At 71.4% G+C, this 19813-nt stretch carries 18 protein-coding genes; 7 read left to right on the top strand and 11 right to left on the bottom strand.

Annotation, left to right across the window (positions count from 1 at the left end):
• Positions 1–4 precede the first annotated feature (4 nt).
• The 4 genes from PHY01_RS17560 to PHY01_RS17545 are packed head-to-tail and all read left to right on the top strand — an operon-like array spanning position 5 to position 3936.
• Positions 5–766, top strand: coding sequence for a metal ABC transporter ATP-binding protein (locus tag PHY01_RS17560; RefSeq protein WP_218030200.1), 762 nt, complete (start codon positions 5–7; stop codon positions 764–766).
• Complete coding sequence (locus PHY01_RS17555) at positions 766–1995, top strand: metal ABC transporter permease (RefSeq protein ID WP_141280037.1); 1230 nt, start codon at positions 766–768, stop codon at positions 1993–1995. Before PHY01_RS17560 ends, PHY01_RS17555 begins: the two co-directional genes overlap by 1 nt.
• A complete protein-coding gene (locus PHY01_RS17550) occupies positions 1985–2881 on the top strand; it encodes a metal ABC transporter permease (protein WP_141280035.1) in 897 nt (298 codons plus the stop codon). Before PHY01_RS17555 ends, PHY01_RS17550 begins: the two co-directional genes overlap by 11 nt.
• Positions 2882–2901: 20 nt before the next feature.
• Entirely contained in the window at positions 2902–3936 is a 1035-nt protein-coding gene (locus PHY01_RS17545; RefSeq protein ID WP_141280033.1) for a gamma-glutamylcyclotransferase family protein, read from the top strand.
• Here the strand turns inward: PHY01_RS17545 and PHY01_RS17540 are convergent.
• The 9 genes from PHY01_RS17540 to PHY01_RS17500 form a co-directional block, all read right to left on the bottom strand.
• Positions 3914–4342 (bottom strand): VOC family protein, encoded by a 429-nt coding sequence (locus PHY01_RS17540; protein ID WP_141280031.1) that lies wholly within the window; start codon positions 4340–4342, stop codon positions 3914–3916. The genes PHY01_RS17545 and PHY01_RS17540 overlap by 23 nt on opposite strands.
• A 9-nt stretch (positions 4343–4351) precedes the next feature.
• Positions 4352–4801 carry a helix-turn-helix domain-containing protein gene (locus tag PHY01_RS17535; RefSeq protein WP_141280029.1) on the bottom strand — a complete coding sequence of 150 codons (450 nt, stop codon included), beginning with the start codon at positions 4799–4801 and terminating at the stop codon, positions 4352–4354.
• 99 nt (positions 4802–4900) lie between these two features.
• A complete protein-coding gene (locus tag PHY01_RS17530) occupies positions 4901–6223 on the bottom strand; it encodes an MFS transporter (RefSeq protein WP_246085973.1) in 1323 nt (440 codons plus the stop codon).
• Between the two features lie 111 nt (positions 6224–6334).
• A complete protein-coding gene (locus tag PHY01_RS17525; RefSeq protein ID WP_141280027.1) occupies positions 6335–7453 on the bottom strand; it encodes an amidohydrolase family protein in 1119 nt (372 codons plus the stop codon).
• A complete protein-coding gene (gene groL, locus PHY01_RS17520) occupies positions 7454–9139 on the bottom strand; it encodes a chaperonin GroEL (protein ID WP_141280025.1) in 1686 nt (561 codons plus the stop codon).
• 126 nt (positions 9140–9265) lie between these two features.
• Positions 9266–9640: a propane 2-monooxygenase effector subunit MimD gene (mimD, locus tag PHY01_RS17515; RefSeq protein WP_141280023.1), complete on the bottom strand. Its 375-nt coding sequence runs from the start codon at positions 9638–9640 to the stop codon at positions 9266–9268.
• Positions 9637–10824, bottom strand: a complete 1188-nt coding sequence (locus tag PHY01_RS17510; RefSeq protein WP_141280021.1) for an aromatic/alkene monooxygenase hydroxylase subunit beta — start codon at positions 10822–10824, stop codon at positions 9637–9639. Before PHY01_RS17510 ends, mimD begins: the two co-directional genes overlap by 4 nt.
• Positions 10821–11882: an FAD-binding oxidoreductase gene (locus PHY01_RS17505; protein ID WP_141280019.1), complete on the bottom strand. Its 1062-nt coding sequence runs from the start codon at positions 11880–11882 to the stop codon at positions 10821–10823. Before PHY01_RS17505 ends, PHY01_RS17510 begins: the two co-directional genes overlap by 4 nt.
• A 112-nt stretch (positions 11883–11994) precedes the next feature.
• The gene (locus PHY01_RS17500) at positions 11995–13632 is read right to left on the bottom strand and encodes a ferritin family protein (RefSeq protein WP_170183866.1); all 1638 of its coding nucleotides are present in this window, start codon (positions 13630–13632) and stop codon (positions 11995–11997) included.
• Between the two features lie 299 nt (positions 13633–13931).
• On the opposite strand from PHY01_RS17500, the gene PHY01_RS17495 reads away from it, so the two are divergent.
• From PHY01_RS17495 to PHY01_RS17485, 3 genes are all read left to right on the top strand, one after another.
• Positions 13932–15812, top strand: coding sequence for a sigma-54-dependent Fis family transcriptional regulator (locus PHY01_RS17495; protein WP_307723979.1), 1881 nt, complete (start codon positions 13932–13934; stop codon positions 15810–15812).
• A 72-nt stretch (positions 15813–15884) separates the two neighbouring features.
• Positions 15885–16769, top strand: coding sequence for an ABC transporter ATP-binding protein (locus PHY01_RS17490; RefSeq protein ID WP_141280015.1), 885 nt, complete (start codon positions 15885–15887; stop codon positions 16767–16769).
• Positions 16766–17995, top strand: a complete 1230-nt coding sequence (locus PHY01_RS17485) for an ABC transporter permease (RefSeq protein WP_141280013.1) — start codon at positions 16766–16768, stop codon at positions 17993–17995. The genes PHY01_RS17490 and PHY01_RS17485 overlap by 4 nt, the downstream gene beginning before the upstream one ends.
• Here the strand turns inward: PHY01_RS17485 and PHY01_RS17480 are convergent.
• Both PHY01_RS17480 and PHY01_RS17475 read right to left on the bottom strand, forming a co-directional pair.
• Positions 17968–19155, bottom strand: a complete 1188-nt coding sequence (locus PHY01_RS17480) for a glycoside hydrolase family 6 protein (RefSeq protein WP_246085972.1) — start codon at positions 19153–19155, stop codon at positions 17968–17970. The genes PHY01_RS17485 and PHY01_RS17480 overlap by 28 nt on opposite strands.
• A gap of 161 nt (positions 19156–19316) precedes the next feature.
• A complete protein-coding gene (locus PHY01_RS17475; RefSeq protein ID WP_141280008.1) occupies positions 19317–19727 on the bottom strand; it encodes a sunset domain-containing protein in 411 nt (136 codons plus the stop codon).
• Positions 19728–19813: the final 86 nt, after the last annotated feature.

Below are 19813 nucleotides of genomic sequence, written 5' to 3'. Positions count from 1 at the left end.
GTTCATGCCCGCACCCGCCCCGAGGACCCGCACCGGCCATGCGCTGGAGGTCCGGTCGCTGACCGTCTCCTACCGGTCGGCCCCCGTGCTGTGGGAGGTCGACGCCCACTTCCCGGCCGGGCGGCTCTGCGCGATCGTCGGCCCCAACGGGGCGGGCAAGTCGACGCTGCTGAAGGCGGCGCTCGGCCTCGTCCCCGCCGACGCGGGCCGGGTCCTGATCGACGACGTCGAGGGCCCGGGGGCGCTGGAGCACGTGGCGTACGTGCCGCAGCGGGAGTCGGTCGACTGGGACTTCCCCATCACCGTGGGCGAGGTCGTCGCGATGGGCCGCTACCGGGCCACCGGCTGGTTCCGCCGGGTGGGCCGGGCCGACCGCGCGATCGCCGCGCAGTGCCTGGAGCGCGTCGGCATGGCCGCATACGGTAAGCGCCAGATCGGGCAGCTGTCGGGCGGGCAGCGCCAGCGGGTGTTCCTGGCCCGCGCTCTCGCCCAGCAGGCCCCCGTCCTCGTCATGGACGAACCGTTCGCCGGCATCGACGCCCGCACCCAGTCCGACCTGCTGGAGCTGCTCGCCGGTATCCGCGACGAGGGCGGCTCGGTGATCGTCGTGCACCACGACATGGCGCAGGTGCGGGCCTCGTTCGACTGGACGCTGCTGCTCAACGTGCGCGCGCTGGGCTGCGGCCCCACCGCCGAGGTGCTGACGGCGAGCGCGGTGCGCAGCGCGTACGGCGTGCCCGACGAGGCCGTGGCCTGGGCGGGCTGATGTTCGGCCTGCCCTACACCGACACCGTCGTGGTGCTCGGCGCGCTCGTGCTGGGCGTCACCAGCGGCGTGCTGGGCACGTTCGCGGTACTGCGGCAGCGCAGCCTCGTCGGCGACGCGGTGGCGCACTCGACGCTGCCCGGCGTCTGCGTCGCGTTCCTGGTGGCCGGGGTGAAGGACGTCCCCGGCCTGCTCGTCGGGGCCGCAGCGGCCGGGCTGGTCGCCGCGCTGCTGATGGTCGGCATCGAGCGCACCGGCCGCATCAAGCCCGACACCGCGATCGGCGTGGTGCTCTCGGGCTTCTTCTCCCTCGGTGTCGTGCTGCTGACCCACATCGCCAGCACCGCCGACGCCGACCAGGCCGGCCTGGAGAAGTACCTGTTCGGCCAGGCCGCGGGCCTGCTGGAGAGCGACGTCGTCGTGATGGCGGTGCTCGGGGGCCTCGGGCTGCTGGTAGTCGGGGTGCTGCGCCGGGCGCTGACGACCACCCTGTTCGACCCCTCCTATGCCGGCTCCGTCGGGCTCCCGGTGCGTGCGCTGGAGGTCCTGATGACGGGGCTGCTGGTGGTCGCCGTCGTCATCGGGGTGCGGGTGGTCGGCGCGATCCTCATGGTGGCGATGCTGGTCGTACCCACGGTGGTCGCCCGCCAGCTCGCCGACCGGTTCGTCCTCGTGCTGCCGCTGGCCGGCGTCGTCGGCGCGGTCGTCGGGATCACCGGGTCGCTCGCCGCCACCCGTTCCGAGCTGCCGACCGGGCCGGTCATCGTGCTCGTCGGCTTCGCGCTGGCGCTGCTGGCGGTGCTGCTGGCCCCCGGTCGCGGGGTGCTGTGGCGCGCCGCCCGCCTGGCCGCCCGGCGCCGCCGGGTGCTGCGCGACGCCGTGCTCGCCCGGGAGTCCGGCGCCGCTCCCGACGCGCCGGTGCGCTCGCTGTCCGACCGGCTCGCCCGGCTCTCGCTGCGCCGCGCCGGGCTGCTCGACGACACCGGCCTGACCCCCGCCGGCCAGCGCGCCGCCGACGAGCTGGCGCAGCGCCGTGCGCTGTGGTCGGCCTGGCTGGAGCACGGCGCACTCGTCGAGCTGCCCGACGCCCGGGAGCCCGATCCCACCGACCTGCGCGGCAGCCTCGGCGACGATGCGGTCGAGCAGCTGCGCAGGTTGAGCACGGGGGGCGCCGTCGCTGGGGCGTCGCCTTCCGTGCTCGTCGTCGACAGGGGGCGTCGTGTCCGATGACGTCGTGATCGTCGTGGTGGCCGGGCTGGTCGCCACCGCGTGCGGCCTGCTCGGCCCGTTCCTCGTCCTGCGCCGGATCGCCCTGCTGTCGGACGCCGTCAGTCACGCCGTGCTGCCGGGGATCGTCGCGGTGTGGCTGGTCTGGCAGACCCGCGCCCCGCTGCCCGTCGTGGTCGGGGCGGCGGCGTTCGCGGTGCTGTGCGTCCTGGGCATCGATGCCCTGCGCGCCACCGGGCTGATGGCGTCGGACGCCGCGATCGCGCTGGTGTTCCCGGCCCTGTTCTCCCTGGGGGTCCTCGGCGTCACCCGCTACGCCGACGGCATCCACCTCGACCTCGACTCCACCATCTACGGCGAGATCGCCTTCGTCCCGTTCGACTCCGTCGACCTCGGTGGCGGGGTGGGCGTGGCGCGCGCGGCCGTCACGCTGGCGGTGGTGGTGCTGCTCAACCTGGCGATGGTCACGCTGCTGTGGAAGGAGCTCAAGGCCACCACGTTCGACCCGGCCTTCGGCGCCACCGTCCGGCTGCGCCCACAGCTGCTGTCGCGGCTGCTGCTGGTGGCCGTCGCGGTCACGGCGGTGGCGGCGTTCGAGGCCGTCGGCGCCATCCTGGTCGTGACGATGCTGATCGTCCCCGCGGCCACGGCGTACCTGCTCACCGACCGGCTGGTCGTCATGGTCGCCCTCGCGGTCGGCGTCGGCTGGGTGGGAGCGGTCGCGGGCCACGCGCTGGCGGTCACCTACGACAGCTCGATCGCCGGGGCGATGGGCCTGGTCTGCTCGGCCTGCTTCGTCGTGGCCCTGCTGCTGTCCCCGAAGCACGGCCTGCTCACCCGCCGCCTGCGCCGCACCACCCCCCGCGAGTCGCCGGCTCCGCGCCCCTGAGTCGTGGCTACGGTCGGGTCGTGCTCGACTCCGCGTTCCCCGCCGATCCCTACCCGGGCGCGACGCCGTCCACGTCGTTCGCCCACGCCGACGGACGGTCGCACCCGATCACGCCCGGCCCGTGGCGCGTCGGCGACGTCCCGCTCGACGGGTGGCTCGCCGCCCGCGGCGCCGTCCCGGCGGCGGCCCGGATCCCGGTACTGGCCTACGGCTCCAACCGGTGCCCGAGCAAGATCACCTGGCTGCGGCGGGAGCTGGGCCTGGGCCCGGACCCGGTGGTCGCCCTGCGCGCCCGCACCACCGGCGTCGCCGCCGTGTGGGCGGCCGGGCTGCGCGCCCGCGACGGCCGGCGGCCCGCGGTGCTCGCCGCCGCGCCCGACGTCACCGAGGAGCACGCGGTCTGGCTCGCCACGCCCGAGCAGGTCGCGGTGCTCGACCGCTGCGAGGGCCGCGACGAGCGCTTCCGGCTCGCCCGCCTGCACACCGGCACCGTCCACACCGAGGACGGCTCCCGCGTCGACGCACCGTGGGTCTACGTCGGGCACTCGGCCGCCCGCGCCCCGCTCCTCGTCGACGGCGCACCGGTGCGGTGCGCGGACGTACCGCAGTCGGTGGCCCACGGCCTCGTCGGCGGGCCGGGGACCGACGGCCTCGACGCCCCGACCGTCATCGGCGCGCCCCGTCCCGACGAGTGGCCGACCGCCCTGTTCGCCTACGGCCTGCTGCAGCCCGGACAGATCTCGTGGCACTACGTCGAGCCGTTCGCCACCGGCACGACCCGCCCCGCCACGGCCCCCGGAGCGGTGCTCGACACCGGCCGCGGCTACCCCGCCTGGCTCCCCGACGGGACCGGCACCACTCCCGGCACGCTCATCGAGCTGCGCGAACCGGTCGCCGCGTTCCCCGCGATGGACGCCTACGAGGGCCCGGACTACCAGCGCGTCCGCACCGTCCTGACCGACGGCACCGTCGCCTGGGCCTACGCCTGGCGCTCCCCGACCGACGGGTTCCGACCCGGCTGGGCCGCCGCCGTCAGCCGAAGTCCGCGGCGTTGAACGCCCTCGGCTCGACGAGCACCATCCAGTTGCCCGAGTTGTCCCGGGCCACCGCCTCGACCCCGTACGGGCGCTCCGCGGGCTCCTGGACGAACTCCACGCCCTTCGCCCGCAGCTCCTCGTAGGTCTTGCGGCAGTCGTCGACGTTGAGCCCCAGGCCGTGCATCGTGCCGGCGTCGAGCGACCGGGTGATCGCGGCGGACAGCTCGGGCGACTGCGGTGGACCGGGGACGGCGAACGTCACCACCGGCAGGGGATGGTCCGGGTGGTTGACCGCGCACCAGCGGTAGCCGTTGGCGAGGGTGATGTCGCTGTTCTCGACGAAACCGAGGACGTCGATGTAGAAGGCCTTGGACGCGTCGATGTCGGTGACGAAGACGCTGACGATGGAGACTCCGGTGATCATCCACCCAGGCTAGGAGGCCTCCGGGCCGGTCGGCTTCTCCTCGCTTGCGCGCTCGGCCAACCCCCACATGAACACGAAACACCCCGGGATCCGGGGCGGGCCGGCCGCGGCCCAGCGCCGCTGGAACCCACTCGGTGACTCCCCGACCAGCTCGCTGAACCGCGCCGAGAAGGACCCGAGGCTGGAGAACCCCACCGCATGGCAGACCTCGGTGACGGTGAGGTTGGTGGACCGCAGCAGGTCCTGCGCCCGCTCCACCCGGCGCCGCGACAGGTACGCCGCGGGCGACACGCCGTAGGTGGCGGTGAACAGGCGCTGGAAGTGGAACTTGCTGATCCCGGCGACGGCCGCGATCGCGGCGAGGTCCAGCGTCTCGGCGTAGTGGAGGTCGGCGTGGTCGCGAGCCCGGCGCAGGTGCACCAGCAGGTCGCCCGGGGCCTGTCTCGGCGGCGCACTCACCACGTCAACATACGACGGCGCGGAGCCCGCACACAGGCCGCGGGGCTCGCACACAGGGCAGAACCTGTGTGCGAGCCCCGGGAGGTGTGTGCGGGCGGGTCAGGCGACCTTCTCGCGGATGACCGACGCCGCCGAGCCCGGCAGCGGCTTCCCGGCGCTCTCCTTCACCAGCAGCACCGCCCCGAGCGAGATCAGCGACGCGACGGCGACGTAGATGCCGGGGCTCGCGTTGTTCCCGGTCGAGAGGACGAGCAGGGCGAGGATCGCCGGCGCCGTGCCCCCGAACACCGACGTGGAGATGTTGTAGCCGATGGAGAAGCCGCCGTAGCGCACGTCGGTGTCGAACAGCGCGGGCAGGGTGGCCGACATCGTGCCGAGCAGCATCACCAGGAGCAGCCCGAGGATCAGCAGGCCGCTGACCGTCCCCAGCGCCGTGCCCGAGTCGAGCATCAGGAAAGCCGGGTAGGACAGGACGATGAAGCCGATGCACGACCCCAGGATCAACGGCTTGCGGCCGATCCGGTCCGACAGCGCACCCACCGGGATGATCACGATCATGATCAGGATCATCATGCCGAGGATGTAGAGCAGCGCCGTGGTGGAGTCGAGTCCGGTCGTCGACTCCAGGTAGGTCGGCATGTAGAACAGGATCGTGTAGACCGCGACGTTGTAGAACAGCACCAGGCCCATGCAGACCAGGATCGGCCGCCAGTGCTTGGTCAGCACGTCACGCAGCGGCGACTCCGAGACCTGCGCCTTCTCCTCCAGTGCGAGGAACGCCGGGGTGTCCTCGAGCTTGCTTCGCAGGTAGAGCCCGACGATGCCCAGCGGACCGGCGATGAGGAACGGGACGCGCCAGCCCCACGAGTTCATGTCGGCCTCGGACAGCGTGACCTGCAGTGCGGTCACCATCCCGGCCGCGAGGACGAAGCCACCGGTCGTGCCGAGCTCCAGGAAGCTGCAGTAGAACCCGCGGCGCCTGTCCGGGGCGTACTCGGCGATGAACGCCGCCGCCCCGCCGTACTCCCCGCCCGTCGCGAAGCCCTGCACGATGCGCAGCAGGATCAGCATGATCGGCGCCGCGATCCCGATCGCGGCGTAGGTGGGCAGCAGGCCGATGCAGAAGCTCGCCGCCGACATCACCACGATCGTCAGCGCCAGCACCTTCTTGCGGCCGATCCGGTCGCCGAGCGGGCCCAGGATGATGCCGCCGAGCGGGCGCACCAGATAGGCCACCGCGAAGATGGCGAGCGCGAAGACGGGGCCCGCGTTCTCCTGATCACCGCCCGGGATGAGGTTGAGCGTGATGTACGCGACGACGTAGCTGTAGATCCCGTAGTCGAACCACTCGACGAGGTTGCCCATCGCCGCGGCACCGACGGCCTTGCGCACCGTCGGCTCGTCGACCTCGGTCCTGGTCACTATGTCCGTTTCGTCCACTGTGGACGATTCCGGCATGTCTGAGCTGCTCATGGAGCCTCCCCCGATTGGCCGACCACGCTAAGAGCCGATCGAAGCCCCTGCAACCGCTGGCTACCCCCGCCGCGCCACCACGGCCGGGGCCAGCCGACCACCCTCGATGCCGTAGAGCCGGGCCGCGTTGCCGCCCAGGATCGCCCGCCGCGCATCGGTGTCGAGGTCGCGGTAGCGGCCGCGGAGCTCGTCGGGGAAGCGGTACGCCGCGAACTGCTCCACCAGCCTTCCCGGGCGCACGAGCGGGTAGCCGCTGCCGAACAGCAACCGCTCCGGTCCGAACGCCAGCAGCAGCTCGCCGAACGCCCGCCCGAACTCGACGCGGGTGTCGGTGACCGCGATCCACGGCAGAAGCTCGGTGAGCACGACGTGCACGTTCGGCAGCCGCGCCAGCCGACACAGCTGCTCGGCAGGAAGGCACCCCGCCCCCAGCACGAACGAGGTGCGCGGCAGGGCGGTGGCGAGCTCCCGGAAGTGGGCGACGTCGAAACCCGCCGACGGGACGCGCTGCACGGGCCGCGTACGCACCGGCAGCGCGGAACCCGAGCGCACCGGCTCGGCCCAGCTGGGCAGGCGCGGCGCCGTGCCGTGCCGGCGTTGGCCAGCCGCGGCGCGCCAGCGGCGCCACGGCGCCGGTCCGGCCGACGGCGCGACCCCGAGATGGACGACGCCCGCACCGGACGCCGTGCAGCGGGTCAGCGCCCGGCGCAGCCAGCTCTCCCGCAGCTCCATCCGGCCACCCGGACGCCGGGACTCGCAGAAGGTCAGGCCGCGCATGTCCCAGCGGCGTACCTTCGCCGCGATCCCCCGCGCGCCGGGCTGACCGGCGTCCGGGTCCAGCTCTCCGCTGAGCACGAACCGCCCCGGCATCCGCGCGGCCAGCTCGGCGTGCCAGGCCACCGGGGAGAAACCGAGGACGAACAACTCCCCGAGCACGACCGGCTGCAGCACCGCCCGGTCGACGTACCCGCCGTCGAACACGTCCCGGGTCAGCCCGTCCTCGGTGACGCGCTCGACCTCCGGCAGCGGCACCGCGGAGCCGTCGAGCTCCCGGTGCCGCCGCAGGAGGTCGGCGGCGAACAGCTCACCCGCAGGTCCGGCCTGGTTGTGCGGGCTCGCATCCCAGGCGTGCACCTGCGCGTCGACCACGAGGTAGGTCTCGCCGTCGACGTCGTACATCTACCCCACCTGCGGGCCGAGCCCGAGCGACTGCGGCGTGCTCGAGTCGGGCGAGGGCTGCGGGATACCGTCGTCGAGGGGGCCGTACTCGGTCATCAGCGCCTTGTTCCACGGCGTCTGCTCCTCGGCCACCAGCGAGTTGGTGGTGAGGATCAGGCCGGCGACGGACGCGCCGTTCTGCAGGGCCGAGCGCACGACCCGCAGCGGGTCGATGATGCCCATCTCGATCATGTTGCCGAACCGGCCCTCGAGGGCGTCGAACCCCTCGTCGACGCCGAGCGCGGACACCTGCTTGACGGTGTCGTTGCCGTCGTAGCCGGCGTTGGTGGAGATCAGGTGCACCGGCTCGGTGAGCGCGGCCCGGACGATCTCGACACCGATCCGGTAGTCGCCGCTGACGTCGAGCGCGTCGAGGGCGGGCTCGGAGTGCAGCAGCGCCGACCCACCGCCCGCGACGATGCCCTCGGCCATGGCGGCGCGGGTGGCCTGCAGCGAGTCGTCGACGCGGTGCCGGATCTCCTTGAGCTCCGCGTTCGTCGGCGCACCGACGGAGATGATCGCGGCCTTGCCCGACAGCCGCGCGATGCGGTCGTTGAGCCAGTCCTCGTCGGTGCCGATGCTGGCGCGGTTCATCTCGGCGCGCAGCTGCGAGAGCCGGCGCTCGACGGACTCCTTGGCGCCCTGCCCGCCGATGATCGCGGTGTGCTCGTTGGTGGCGCGGACCTGCGAGGCCCGGCCGAGGTGCTCGGCGGTCATCTGCTCCAGTGAGAACGACGACGCCTTCGAGTGCACCTTGCCGCCGCACAGCGCCGCGATGTCCTCCAGCATGTGCACGCGCTTCTCACCGAAGCCGGGCGCCTGGATCGCGGTGACCTTGAGGTGCCCGTTGACGTGGTTGTGCACCAGCATCTGCAGGGCGGAGCCCTCGACCTTCTCGGCGATGATCACCAGCGGCCGGGGGTCGCGCATGATCTTCTCGAGCACCGGCATCAGGGAGCGCACGTCGGTGATCTTCTCGGCGCTCATCAGGATGTAGGCGTCGTCGAGGATCGCCATCATCGAGCCGGGGTCGGTCACGAGGTAGGGCGAGACGTAGCCGTTGTCGAACTCGAAGTCCTCGACGAAGTTGACCGACAGGCCGAGCACGGGCCCGTCGTCGACGGAGATGACGCCGTCGTCGCCGACGGTGTGCAGCGTCTGCGCGACGACGCGGCCGATCGACTCGTCGTCGTTGGCCGAGATGGCGGCGACGCGGGAGAGGTGCTCCAGGCTGTCGACCTGGTGGGCGACGGTGGACAGGTGCTCGACGATCGCGCCGACCGCGATGTCGATGCCCCGCTTGACCAGCACCGGGTTGCCGCCGGCCTGGATGGCCTTCATGCCCTCGCGGACGATGGCCTGTGCCATGACGGTGGCCGTGGTCGTGCCGTCACCGACGATGTCGTTCGTCTTGATGGCGGCTTCCTTGAGGATCTGCGCCCCCATGTTCTCGAACGGGTCCTTGAGGTAGATCTCCCGTGCGATGGTCACACCGTCGTTCGTGACCTCCGGCGTGCCGGTGATCTTCTCGAGGACGACGTTGCGGCCCTTCGGGCCCAGGGTGGACTTGACGGCCTCGGCGAGTTGGTCCACGCCCGCCTTGAGCAGATCGCGGGCTTCCTGTCCGAACTTGAGTTCCTTGGCCACGGGGCCCTCCTGGAGACGTTTCTCAACATGTGCGCGGGTGATGCGAGAGGAAAAGAACAGCGGCCCGGGCCGCCGTCCGCACCGGCGTGCGCGAACGGCGACCCGGGAACAGTGAGCCGAGAGGTGCTACTTCACCTCGGGAGGCAGCATGTCGCCGATGAACTCGGCGGCCTCCTCCAGATTCCCGAACATCACGGTCCGGTCATCCATGTGGATCATCTTGCCGTAGTGCGTGGACATGTTCTCCTCGAACTCGGAGGCGTCGTAGAAGCCCTCCTCCTCGCCCAGTGCCTCGGAGATCTCGTCGTAGACGAAGTCCATCCGGCCCACGCAGTCCACGCGGATCATGGACGGCAGGTGCGTGATGGTCACGTTCTCCTGCTTGTCCATGACGTCCGCGACGACCACGCCGACCTGGTTGTTCATCAGCGTCACGCCGGCCATGTTGCTGGCGGTGTTGTTCGCCTTGAACGGGCTCTCTGCGGTCTTGAAACCAGTCACTGCGACAGCTCCTTCGGGGGCTCCAGTCCGAGTTCGGTCACGATGCCGGCGAAGCGGCTCTTGGCCCGGTCGAGGGCGTCCTCGAAACGCGGGGGCTTGGCGTCGGGCTGGCTCCACAGCGGCTGCATCGCGCGGGCCGCCTCCAGGCACCGGGGGACCCACTTGGAGAGCCAACCCTGCATGAGCTCCTTGTTGTAGGCCGCGAACTCCTTGTCCTGCGTCAGCGGGCCGAAGCACGCCTGCGTCCAGCGCAGGTCGCGCTGCGAGTAGTCGTACTCGCCCGCGCCGATGACGGTCGGGGTCACGAAGTCGCCGTTGCCGGCCGCGGCCTGCTGCACCAGGTTGCTGCGGAACAGCTCACCGAGCAGCGGCTCGAACACCACGTTGGTGGCGAAGGCCATCTCACCCCAGTCGTCGTCGACGGCCGTGAGCGCCTCGACGACCTTGCGGATGCCCTGCCACTCGGCGTCGTTGTTCCACGCGTCGAGGTGCGCCGTGCCGTCGAAGCCCTCGATCTCCTCGGAGAGCGTGAGGTTGTACAGCGCGAGGTCCTGCGCGAAACGGATCTTGTGCATGCTGTTCACGACCATCGCCGTGTTGTGCATGTTGGTGGGACAGGACCGGTTGATCGCGGCGAAGACGTACAGGCCGAGGATGTGCTCGATGTGCATCCACGCGCCGACGTTGCGCTCGACGAAGGTCTTCCAGTTCGCGGTCCAGTTGTCGAAGGCCTTCGCCTGGCGGGCGTTCTCGACGTTCTGGGTGGTCTGGCGGACGACGTTCGCGTTGTAGCGGTAGAACGTCATCTCCCATTCCTCGTTGGGATCCCGGAACTCGTGCCAGCCGTGGGCGGGCCACTCCTCGACGTGGTTGTTGCCGGTGCCGACGCCGTTCTCCGGCTCGGGCTTGTCGACGCCCCAGGCCTTGAGCTTCGTCCAGGTCAGCGGGTATCCGCGGCTGCCGTCGGCGAAGCCGTAGATCCACCCCTGGGCGAGGTAGTGGCGGGGGTCGGGCTGGACGTCGACCGTGACGTCCTCGTAGTGGGTCTGCTTACGCTTCGCCGGCTTGTAGTAGTTGTACCGACGTGCGCTCGCACCGGAGTCCGGGAACTCCTGCGCGCCTGCCTCCGCATCCGTGAACTGTGGCTTCGGGACACTGCGTTCGGGACGTTGAGCAGTGGTCATGGGCTGTCCTCGCCTTCCGGTTCACCGGTGGTGGTGAACTTGTCGTAGAAGATGTTCGCCTCGAGTACACCGAGTGCCGTGAGCTTCGCCAGCGCCGCATCCACCATCGGCGGAGGCCCGCACACGTACGCGTCCCGACCCTTCAGATCGGGCTCGAGCCGTTCGACGACATCGGTGATGAGCCCGACCTCGCCGTCCCACTCGTCGTCACCGGCAGGCTCGGAGAGCGCCGGGACGTACCGGAAGCCGGGGATCTTCTCCTCCAGCTCCCGGAGCTCCTTCTCGAAACACAGGTCCCGCGAACGCCGGCCTCCGTAGTAGAAGATCGGCTTGCGGTCGGTCCCGCGTTCCGCCATCGAGCGCAGCAGACCCAGCACCGGGGCCATTCCCGCTCCACCGCCCACGAAGATGATCGGCGAGGTCCGACTCTCCCGAAGCGTGAAGGTCCCGAAGGGGCCCTCCACATCGAGCCGGTCACCGATCTGCACCTTCTTGTCGAGGAACTCCGAGAACAGGCCGTCCGGGTAGATCTTGATGACGAACTCGAACACGCCTTCGCGGCCCGGGACGTTCGCCATCGAGAACGAGCGGCTCTCATCCGTGCCCGGTACCGTGATGTCCAGGTACTGGCCCGGGAAGAACTTGATCTCTTCCGGCTCGATCAACTTGAGGACGAGGTGCCGCATGTCGTGGGTGACCGACTCGTTCGAGACGACCTCGGCCACGCCCTTCTTCAGCGGCAGCCCCGACCGGATGATCTCCTCGTCGTACTGGAGGAGCTCGATCACCAGGTCCGAGTACGCGTGTGCCCGGCAGAGGAGGGTCTGACCCTCTTCACGTTCGGAGTCCGGCAACGCGAACGTGGAGTACTTGTCGAGTTCGATGTCGTCCATGTCGCCTTCGAGGACGAACGACTTGCACGCCGCGCACTGACCCTCTTTGCATCCGTGCATGAGCTGGACGCCGTTCTCGGCTGCGGCGCGGAGAATGTTCTGGTCCTCGTCGACCTCGATCTCGATGCCCACCGGCTCGAACCTGACGATGTGCTTCTCACCCATTAGCTGTCTTGCGCCTTTCGCCGGTGGACCTGTGTGAACTGCTGAGGCTGGCCTGAGCAGGGGGAAGGCCGACGATGGAGTCGTCGGCCCTCCCCCCTCACCTGACCCGCGCTCAGGCGCTCGCGGGTGCCGGTCGTCCGGCGGGGCCCTGACGGTTGTAATCAGCCTGGAACGCGGCCTTGCCGGCAGCGTCCAGCCCGTTGATCAACACGTTCGGGCTCTGCAGCGGGGGGCACCGCCGCAGGTGGTCCAGCGTCCACATCTTCTTGGGGTTCAGGTCGAGGTGGGGCTGGGCGGTCATCGTCTTGCCGTCGTCCCGGACGAAGCCCATGTCCGTGACCACATCGGCCCAGTTCCAGCCGTGGTAGAGCGTCTCCCACTCACGGTGTCCGACCAGGCGGCCCATGTTCGGGGTCTCGCGACCCTGGTACGTGGGACGGAAGGCCTCGACATCGGTCCAGCGGCAGACCTCGTGGCAGTACGTGCGCGTCACGCCGTCGATGTCGGCCATGACCATGTCCTCACGCACCAGACACGGGACCATGCAGGTCCAGCAGCGGGCCGGGTAGACGTAGTCGACGTCCTCGAACACGATCGGGTTGTGACCGTTCGGGGTGGCGAGGCGGTTGTAGTTCTCCCACCATGCGCCGTACTTGTCGTACCAGCCCGGGTACTTGTACTCGAACCACTCGAAGTCCGTGTCGGTCATGCCGTCCATGCGCCAGTAGTTGGCGAGCCAACCGGTGCAGAAGAACTGCGCGACCTCGTGGACGTAGCCCTTCTCCCAGATCTGCTTCCACGACTCTTCGATCAGGTCGTGCGGGATGACCAGGCCGTACTTCTCGAGCGGCACCAGGTAGGAGCGGTAGTAGTCGTCGTAGATCCAGCGGCGCCACATCTCGGCGTAGGACTCACGGTCCTTGCGGCGGTCCTTCGTGCCGTACTCGATGAAGGTACCGATGGCGGCGTCGACGACGCGGTGGTTGTTCCACCACGCGTAGCGGAGGTCGCGCTCGAGGAGCTGGCGGTTGTCCTCGTCGGACAGGGCCATCAGCAGGGTGGCGTAACCGTTGGAGATGTGGCGCGACTCGTCGGACTGGACCGAGTGGAACACCGTCGGCAGCAGGTAGTCACCGTTGGCCGCGGCCTCGGCCGGCATGGCCACGAACAGCGTGTTCGTGAACGCCGTCTCGGCGACGATCGTCAGGTAGATGCTGGCCGCGGTGATCGCGTCACCGGTGATGAACCCCTCGGCGAACTGACGGCCGATGGTGCCGCAGTAGTCGCTGTGGAAGTTCCGCAGGCTGTTGTTGAAGCCCGCCGGGTCGATGTAGTTGTTCATGTACAGGCGCTTCAGGTTCTGCTGGATCGTCGAGTGGCGCACCTCGTCGATCATCTGAATGGCCTGGCCGTTGTGCAGCTCCGGGTTGGGCACAACGTGGAACAGCATCGGCATCGACCGCGCGGCCGAGACCTCCGGCAACGGGATGATGCTGAGGAACAGCTTCTGCCACTCCAGCCAGCGCTCCTGCACCTGCCGGAACATGTTTCCGCGGATGGCCCCGTCGGACGCGCCGTAGACGCGGTGGTCCTTCTCCTCCTGCATGGGGAAGTAGGACCGCAGGACCTGCTTGAGCGGGTCCTTCTTCGCGGCCTTGCGGAAGGTGTAGTCGGTTCCGTACTTCATGTACGGCTCGTGGTACTGCGGCTCCCAGGAGAGCTCCTGGATCTTCTGGTGAGCCTTGGCCAAACTCTGCCGACTCAAGGTCGTCTCCTCACGGTGGTGGTTTCCTCGTTGCCGACACGAGCGCGGGCGTCTCGGCACCGGAGTGAGAACGCGGAGGTCACGGCCGGCCGGGGGCTTGCGGGCCCCGGAGCTGCTCTCTCCGTGCCGGGAATCACACCTCTCCGAGCGGCGGGCTGCGGTCTCATTATGAGATTGTCTTGCGTTGCGCACCGTCCTCTACCACTCGGAGCAGTGCGGCTGTACGGTCCATAGGCACACCGGCCACCGCCGCGGACCACAGCAGCTCCGAGAAGGGCAACCGGTTGGACCACCCGGACGAGCGCGTAGTCGACCTCAGCGCCTCCCTGCGTGCGGCGTACGACCGCCGCACCGGTTCGACGCGCCCAGGACAGGTACGCAACATCCCCGATCCGGGTTCCGAGCAGCTCGCCCGCGCCCGGACGTCCTTCCTCGTCGACGAGGAGGTGGAGCCCGGGGTCGTGCGCGAGCCGATCCTGGCGTCGTGGACGCGTTCGCGGCACTACGACGTCGACGCCGAGCGGCTCGAGCTGCCCTACGACTCCGACATCTCGATGGACTCGGTGCTCACCCGTGCGGCCGGCCCGATCATCCGCGAGGTCGCCGACCAGCTGATCAGCGAGCCCGTCAGTCTCATCCTCACCGACTCCGACGGCGTGGTGCTCGACCGCCGCAGCGGCGACGGTGGGCTCACCCACCACCTGGACCGCATCTGGCTGGCCCCCGGGTTCAGCTACGCCGAGCGCTACGTCGGCACCAACGGCATCGGCACGGCGCTGGAGGGCCGCGGCCCGGCACAGGTCTTCGGGCACGAGCACTACGCCGAGCACCTCGAGGACCTGGCGTGCGCCGGTGCCCCGATCCGGCATCCGGTGAGCGGCAAGGTGATGGGCGTCGTCGACCTCACGTGCTGGCGCAGCGACGCCAACATGATGATGACCGCGATCGCGTCCACCGTGGCGAAGCGCATCGAGGAGACGCTGCTGGAGCAGTCCGGCCGCCGCGAGCTGGCGCTGCTGCACGACTACCTGATCGCCTGCCAGCGGGGCCGGGGCGCGGTGTTCGCGCTCAGTGACGACCTGCTGATGATGAACGACCGCGCGCGCGAGCTGTTCGACCCGTCCGACCAGGGCCCGCTGCTGGCCGAGGCGGGCGAGGCGCTCAAGGCGGGCCAGCGCCACCAGGTGCTCGTCGACCTGCCCAGTGGCAACACCGCGCGCATCCAGCTCCGCCCGAGCTGGACCGAGGGCAACCGCGCGGGCGGCATCGCCCAGGTGCAGCTGATCACCAACGGTGCGGTGCCCACCCCTCGCTCGACCGCCGCCACACCCACCCTGCCCGCCGCCGTCGGGTCGGGCGCGCTGTGGGCGAAGTGCTGCCAGGCCGTCGACCGGCACTTCCGTGCGCGGGAGTGGCTGGTGCTGGAGGGTGAGCCGGGCACCGGCAAGACGACGATCGCGCGGGCCACCCACCAGGGGCGCACCCCCGCCGCCCACCTGCGGGTCCTCGACGCCGAGGACGCCGGGCCGCGCTGGTTCGCCGACGTCGCGGAGGAACTGCAGACCGGCGGCGGCACCCTGGTGCTCGCGCACGTCGACCGGCTCGACGCCGAGGGTGTCCAGGCCCTGTGCGACGTGCTCGACGAGCACCGCGACACCACCGATCCCGAGCGGCCGTGGGTGGTCGCCACGGTCACCGCCGGCACCGGGTCGCCCGAGCACCTGGGCGAGCTGCTGGCGCACTTCCCGAGCACCGTCGAGGTGCCGCCGCTGCGCCACCACGTCGAGGACGTCTCCGAGCTGGTGCCCTACCTCATCGCGCGGCTGACCCGGGGGGCCGAGCTGACGTGCTCCCCCGAGGCCATGCGGGTGTTGATGCGCAACCGCTGGCCGGGCAACATCGAGCAGCTGTACCAGGTGCTGCGCAAGGTCGTCGCCCGGCGGCGGACCGGCATCGTCTCCCCCGCCGACCTGCCCGCGGAGTGCCGCGCCATCACCCGGCGCGTGCTCACGCCGCTGGAGGCGATCGAGTGCGACGCCATCGTCGACGCCCTGCTCGACGCGTCCGGCAACAAGGCCGAGGCCGCCCGGCACCTGGGGATGTCGCGGGCCACGATCTACCGCAAGATCCGCGGATACGGGATCTCGATGCCCACCACCGGTTGACGTGCGGCTGTCATCGACGGTGATGACATCTGACACGGGTGATCGCCGGGGCCCGTCGCTAGGGTCGGGGCCATGTTGGACATCCGGGGGGTTTCCAAGCGGTTCGGCCGGGTTCACGCGCTCGACGACGTGAGCTTCTCGGTCCGGCCCGGCGAGGTGTTCGGGTTCGTCGGGAGCAACGGCGCCGGCAAGACCACGACGATGCGGATCGTGCTCGGCGTGCTGTCGGCCGACGCGGGCGACGTGGTCTGGCAGGGCCGGCCGGTCGACGCCGAGGTGCGCCGTCGCATCGGGTACATGCCCGAGGAGCGCGGGCTGTACCCGAAGATGAAGGTCGGCGATCAGCTGACGTACCTCGCCCGGCTGCACGGCCTGCCCGCGGCCGAGGCCGGGGCGGCGGTGCAGCGCTGGACGGAGCTGCTCGACGTCGGGCACCGGCTGGGCGACGAGGTGCAGAAGCTGTCGCTGGGCAACCAGCAGCGGGTGCAGCTCGCCGCGGCACTGGTGCACGACCCGGAGGTGCTGGTTCTCGACGAGCCGTTCTCCGGTCTCGACCCCACCGCCGTCGAGGTGATGAGCGGGGTGCTGCGCCGCAAGGCCGACGCGGGCGTGCCCGTCATCTTCTCCAGCCACCAGCTCGAGCTCGTGGAGCGGCTGTGCGACCGGATCGGGATCATCGCCGGCGGCCGCATGGTGGCCGTCGGCTCGGTGGCCGAGCTGCGCGAGCGCGACGGGAGCACGGCGTTCGACGTGCAGGGCCCGCCCGCCGGCTGGGCGGCCGACGTGCCGGGGGTGCTCTCCGTCGACGGCACCCGGGTGCGCCTCGCCCCCGGCACCGACGACCAGCAGGTGCTCAAGGCGGCCCTGGCGGCGGGGCCGGTGCACGAGTTCCGGCGATGGCGACCGCCGCTGACCGAGCTGTACCGGGACGTCGTGAAGTCGGGGGCGTCGGCATGAGCGCGCCGTTGAGTGCGAACCAGGCGCTGCTCCTCGTGGCGCGCCGCGAGTTCACCACGCAGGTCCGCTCGCGCAGCTTCGTGATCGGGCTGCTCGTCACCCTGGGGCTGTTCGGCGGCATCGCGCTGCTGGGCGGCTTCATCGCGGGCCAGTCGTCGAACCCGTCGCTGGGCGTCACGCCGGAGACGGTGTCGCTGCAGCCCGCGATCGAGGCGGCGGCGGCCACGCAGGACGTCGCGCTGCGGATCGAGCCGGTCGACGACGGCCCCGGGCGGGAGCGCGTCGACACCGGGGACCTCGACGCCCTGCTCACCGGCTCGGCGGGCGGCTACGAGCTCCTGGGCCGCGACACCGTCGACACCCAGCTGCAGGCCGTGGTCGGCACCGCCGTCCAGCAGCAGGCGCTGGCGGGCGCGCTGGCCGAGTCCGGCGTCGACGCCGCGCAGCTGGCGCAGCAGTCGCAGGTCGCGGTCGACACGCTCGTGCCCGCCGACCCGAACCGGGGCGAGCAGCTGGCACTGGCCATCATCGGCACGGTCCTGCTGTTCATCTCGCTGTCCGGGTACGGGCAGCTGGTCGCGACGGGCGTGGTCGAGGAGAAGCAGAGCCGGGTCGTCGAGCTGCTGCTGGCCACCATCAAGCCCTGGCAGCTGCTCGCCGGCAAGGTGCTCGGCCTCGGCGCGGTCGGGCTGCTGCAGCTGGTGATCCTCGGCGTGATCGGCACGGTCGCGGCGGCCGTCGGAGGGCTGCTCACGGTGCCCGGTGCGGCGGCCGGGATGTTCGCGATGGTCGTGCTCTGGTACCTGATCGGGTTCTTCCTCTTCGCCGCCCTCTACGCGGCGATCGGCTCCACCGTATCGCGGCAGGAGGAGCTGAACTCGGTGGTCACGCCGCTGATCTTCGTCCTGATGATCCCGTTCATCCTGGTGGTCAACCTGCTCCCGAACGACCCCCGCAACGAGCTCGCGGCGGTGCTGTCGTTCGTCCCGTTCCTGTCGCAGACGGTCATGCCGGCGCGTTACGCGCTCGGGGTGGCGCCGCTGTGGGAGGTGGGGGTGTCCGCGCTCATCGCGCTGGTGGCCGTCGTGGTCGTGGTGCGGGTGGCCGGGCGGGTCTACGAGAACTCGATCCTGCGCACCGGGGCCCGGGTCGGGCTGCGCGAGGCGCTCGGGCGGCCGGCGGCCGGGCCGGCCGACCCTCAGCCGTCCACGAGGTCGAGCGCGTAGTCGGGGAACCAGCCACCCGCCTCGGGCTCCCCCGGCCGGCAGGATCCGTCCGACTCCCCGGGCCGCTTGATCCACAGCAGGGCGTCGACGAGGGGCAGGCCGGTGTCCAGGGTGGGCGCCGTGCCGAGCATCCGGTCCGGGGGGTTGCACCAGGTGGGCGCACCGTCGGCGGCGTCGAGGAGGCGGCCGGCGCCGTTGCGGCTGGTGTCGATCACGAACCGCACGCCGCCGCCGAGCGCCTCGGAGATCGCCGTGCCGTAGGCGACGCTCGCCCCGGTCGAGTAGAAGTTCGCCACGTTGAGGCTGAAGCCCGCCGCCCGCTCGACCCCGGCGCGCCGCAACGCGTCGGCGGTGGCCGCGGGGTCGCCGGTGAACCCGGGGTTGCCGGCATCGACGTAGACCCGCGCGCCCGCCGCGGTGAACGCGTCGACGGCCCCGGCGAGCAGGTCGTAGCGCTCCCCGTCCTCCCCCACGCACCCGGTGAGCTGGTGGGGCACCGCGTCGGGCTCGAGCACGACGACGGACTCCGCTCCCCCGAGCCCCTCGGCGACGGCCGCGACCCAGGACCGGTAGGCCGCGGCGTCGGCCGCCCCGCCCGCGGAGAAGCTTCCGCAGTCGCGGTCGGGCATGTTGTAGGCCACGAACAGCGGCAGCGCCCCGGCCGCCGCGGCGCGGTCGACGTAGGCCGCGACCCGCTCGGTGGTGTCGGCGCCCCCGGTGAGCCACAACGGGACCGGGCGATCGGCGAGGGCCCGCAGCGCATCGGCGTCGGCGGTGCGGCCCTGCGCCGCCCACTCGTCGACCTGGCGGGCGGCCGGGGTGGTCGGGTCGACGTAGAGCGCGCCCGCCTGCGCCACCGGTTCCGGGACCACGCAGCCGCCCGCGACCGGGTCCTGGACGCAGCCGACCTGGCGCGCCAGCGGCGCCGGGGCGGGCGTGCCGCCCGAGACCGCGATGCCGATCGCCGCGATCACCACCGCCACGACCAGCGCGGGCAGCTCCACGGTGAGCAGGCGGAACCGGCGCCGCCGCTGCGCCGGCAGCGCGATGCCCGCCGACGCGCCGAGCGCGGCGCCGAGGTTGCGGTGCGCCTCGACCTGGGCGGCCAGGTCCAGCGGCAGGCGTGGGGCCGGCACCGCGGGGCGTTCCAGGAGCCGCACGGGAGACACGCCGTGCGGAGCGCCGACCCGCTCCGGACCGCGGCCCGGAGCGGCCGGCCGGGACACACCGGCCACGCTCTCGCTCCCGTCACTCGTCGACATCCGACGGGTAGATCCGTCGCGGATGCCGCGGCGTTACACGGAAGGGTGAACGACAGCGGTCAGCGCGTCGCCTTCCGTCGCGGAGCGTAGGCGGTGAAGCCGGCGGCGATCGCGTCCTCCGGGGTGCGGAACCACACCTCGGCCTTGGTCCGGCCGTAGTACGGGCTCGACGGCGGGTGGAACAGCATCGACCCGGCGTTGCCCTTGATGGTGAACTCCGGGCCCGGCGCCGATCCGTCGGGCAGCGGCGCGGCCGACGCGGGCCCGAACGGGCCGGGCCGGTCGGGGTCCGCTGCCGGACGACGGGGCCTGGGCGACGGCCGGCGGGCGGCGGCCGGTCGCACGGTGGCGGGTGGGGTCTCGGGCTCCGCGGCGGCGGGCGGGGCGGGGGTCACCGGGTCCGAGGTCACCGGGTCCGAGGTCACCGCGTCCGGCGCCACCGCGTCCGGCGCCACCGCGTCCGCCGGCACCGGCGCCGGCGATGGCGATGGCGCCGGCGATGGCGCGGGCGCCGGTTCCGGTGCCGGGGCCGCCGGGGGCCCGGCCGCCGGGAGCG

The organism is Pseudonocardia hydrocarbonoxydans, assembly GCF_006539565.1.
Taxonomy (GTDB): Bacteria; Actinomycetota; Actinomycetes; order Mycobacteriales; family Pseudonocardiaceae; genus Pseudonocardia; species Pseudonocardia hydrocarbonoxydans.
The sequence above is the reverse complement of the archived record's forward strand: the minus strand, read 5'-3'. Positions and strand labels throughout refer to the sequence as shown.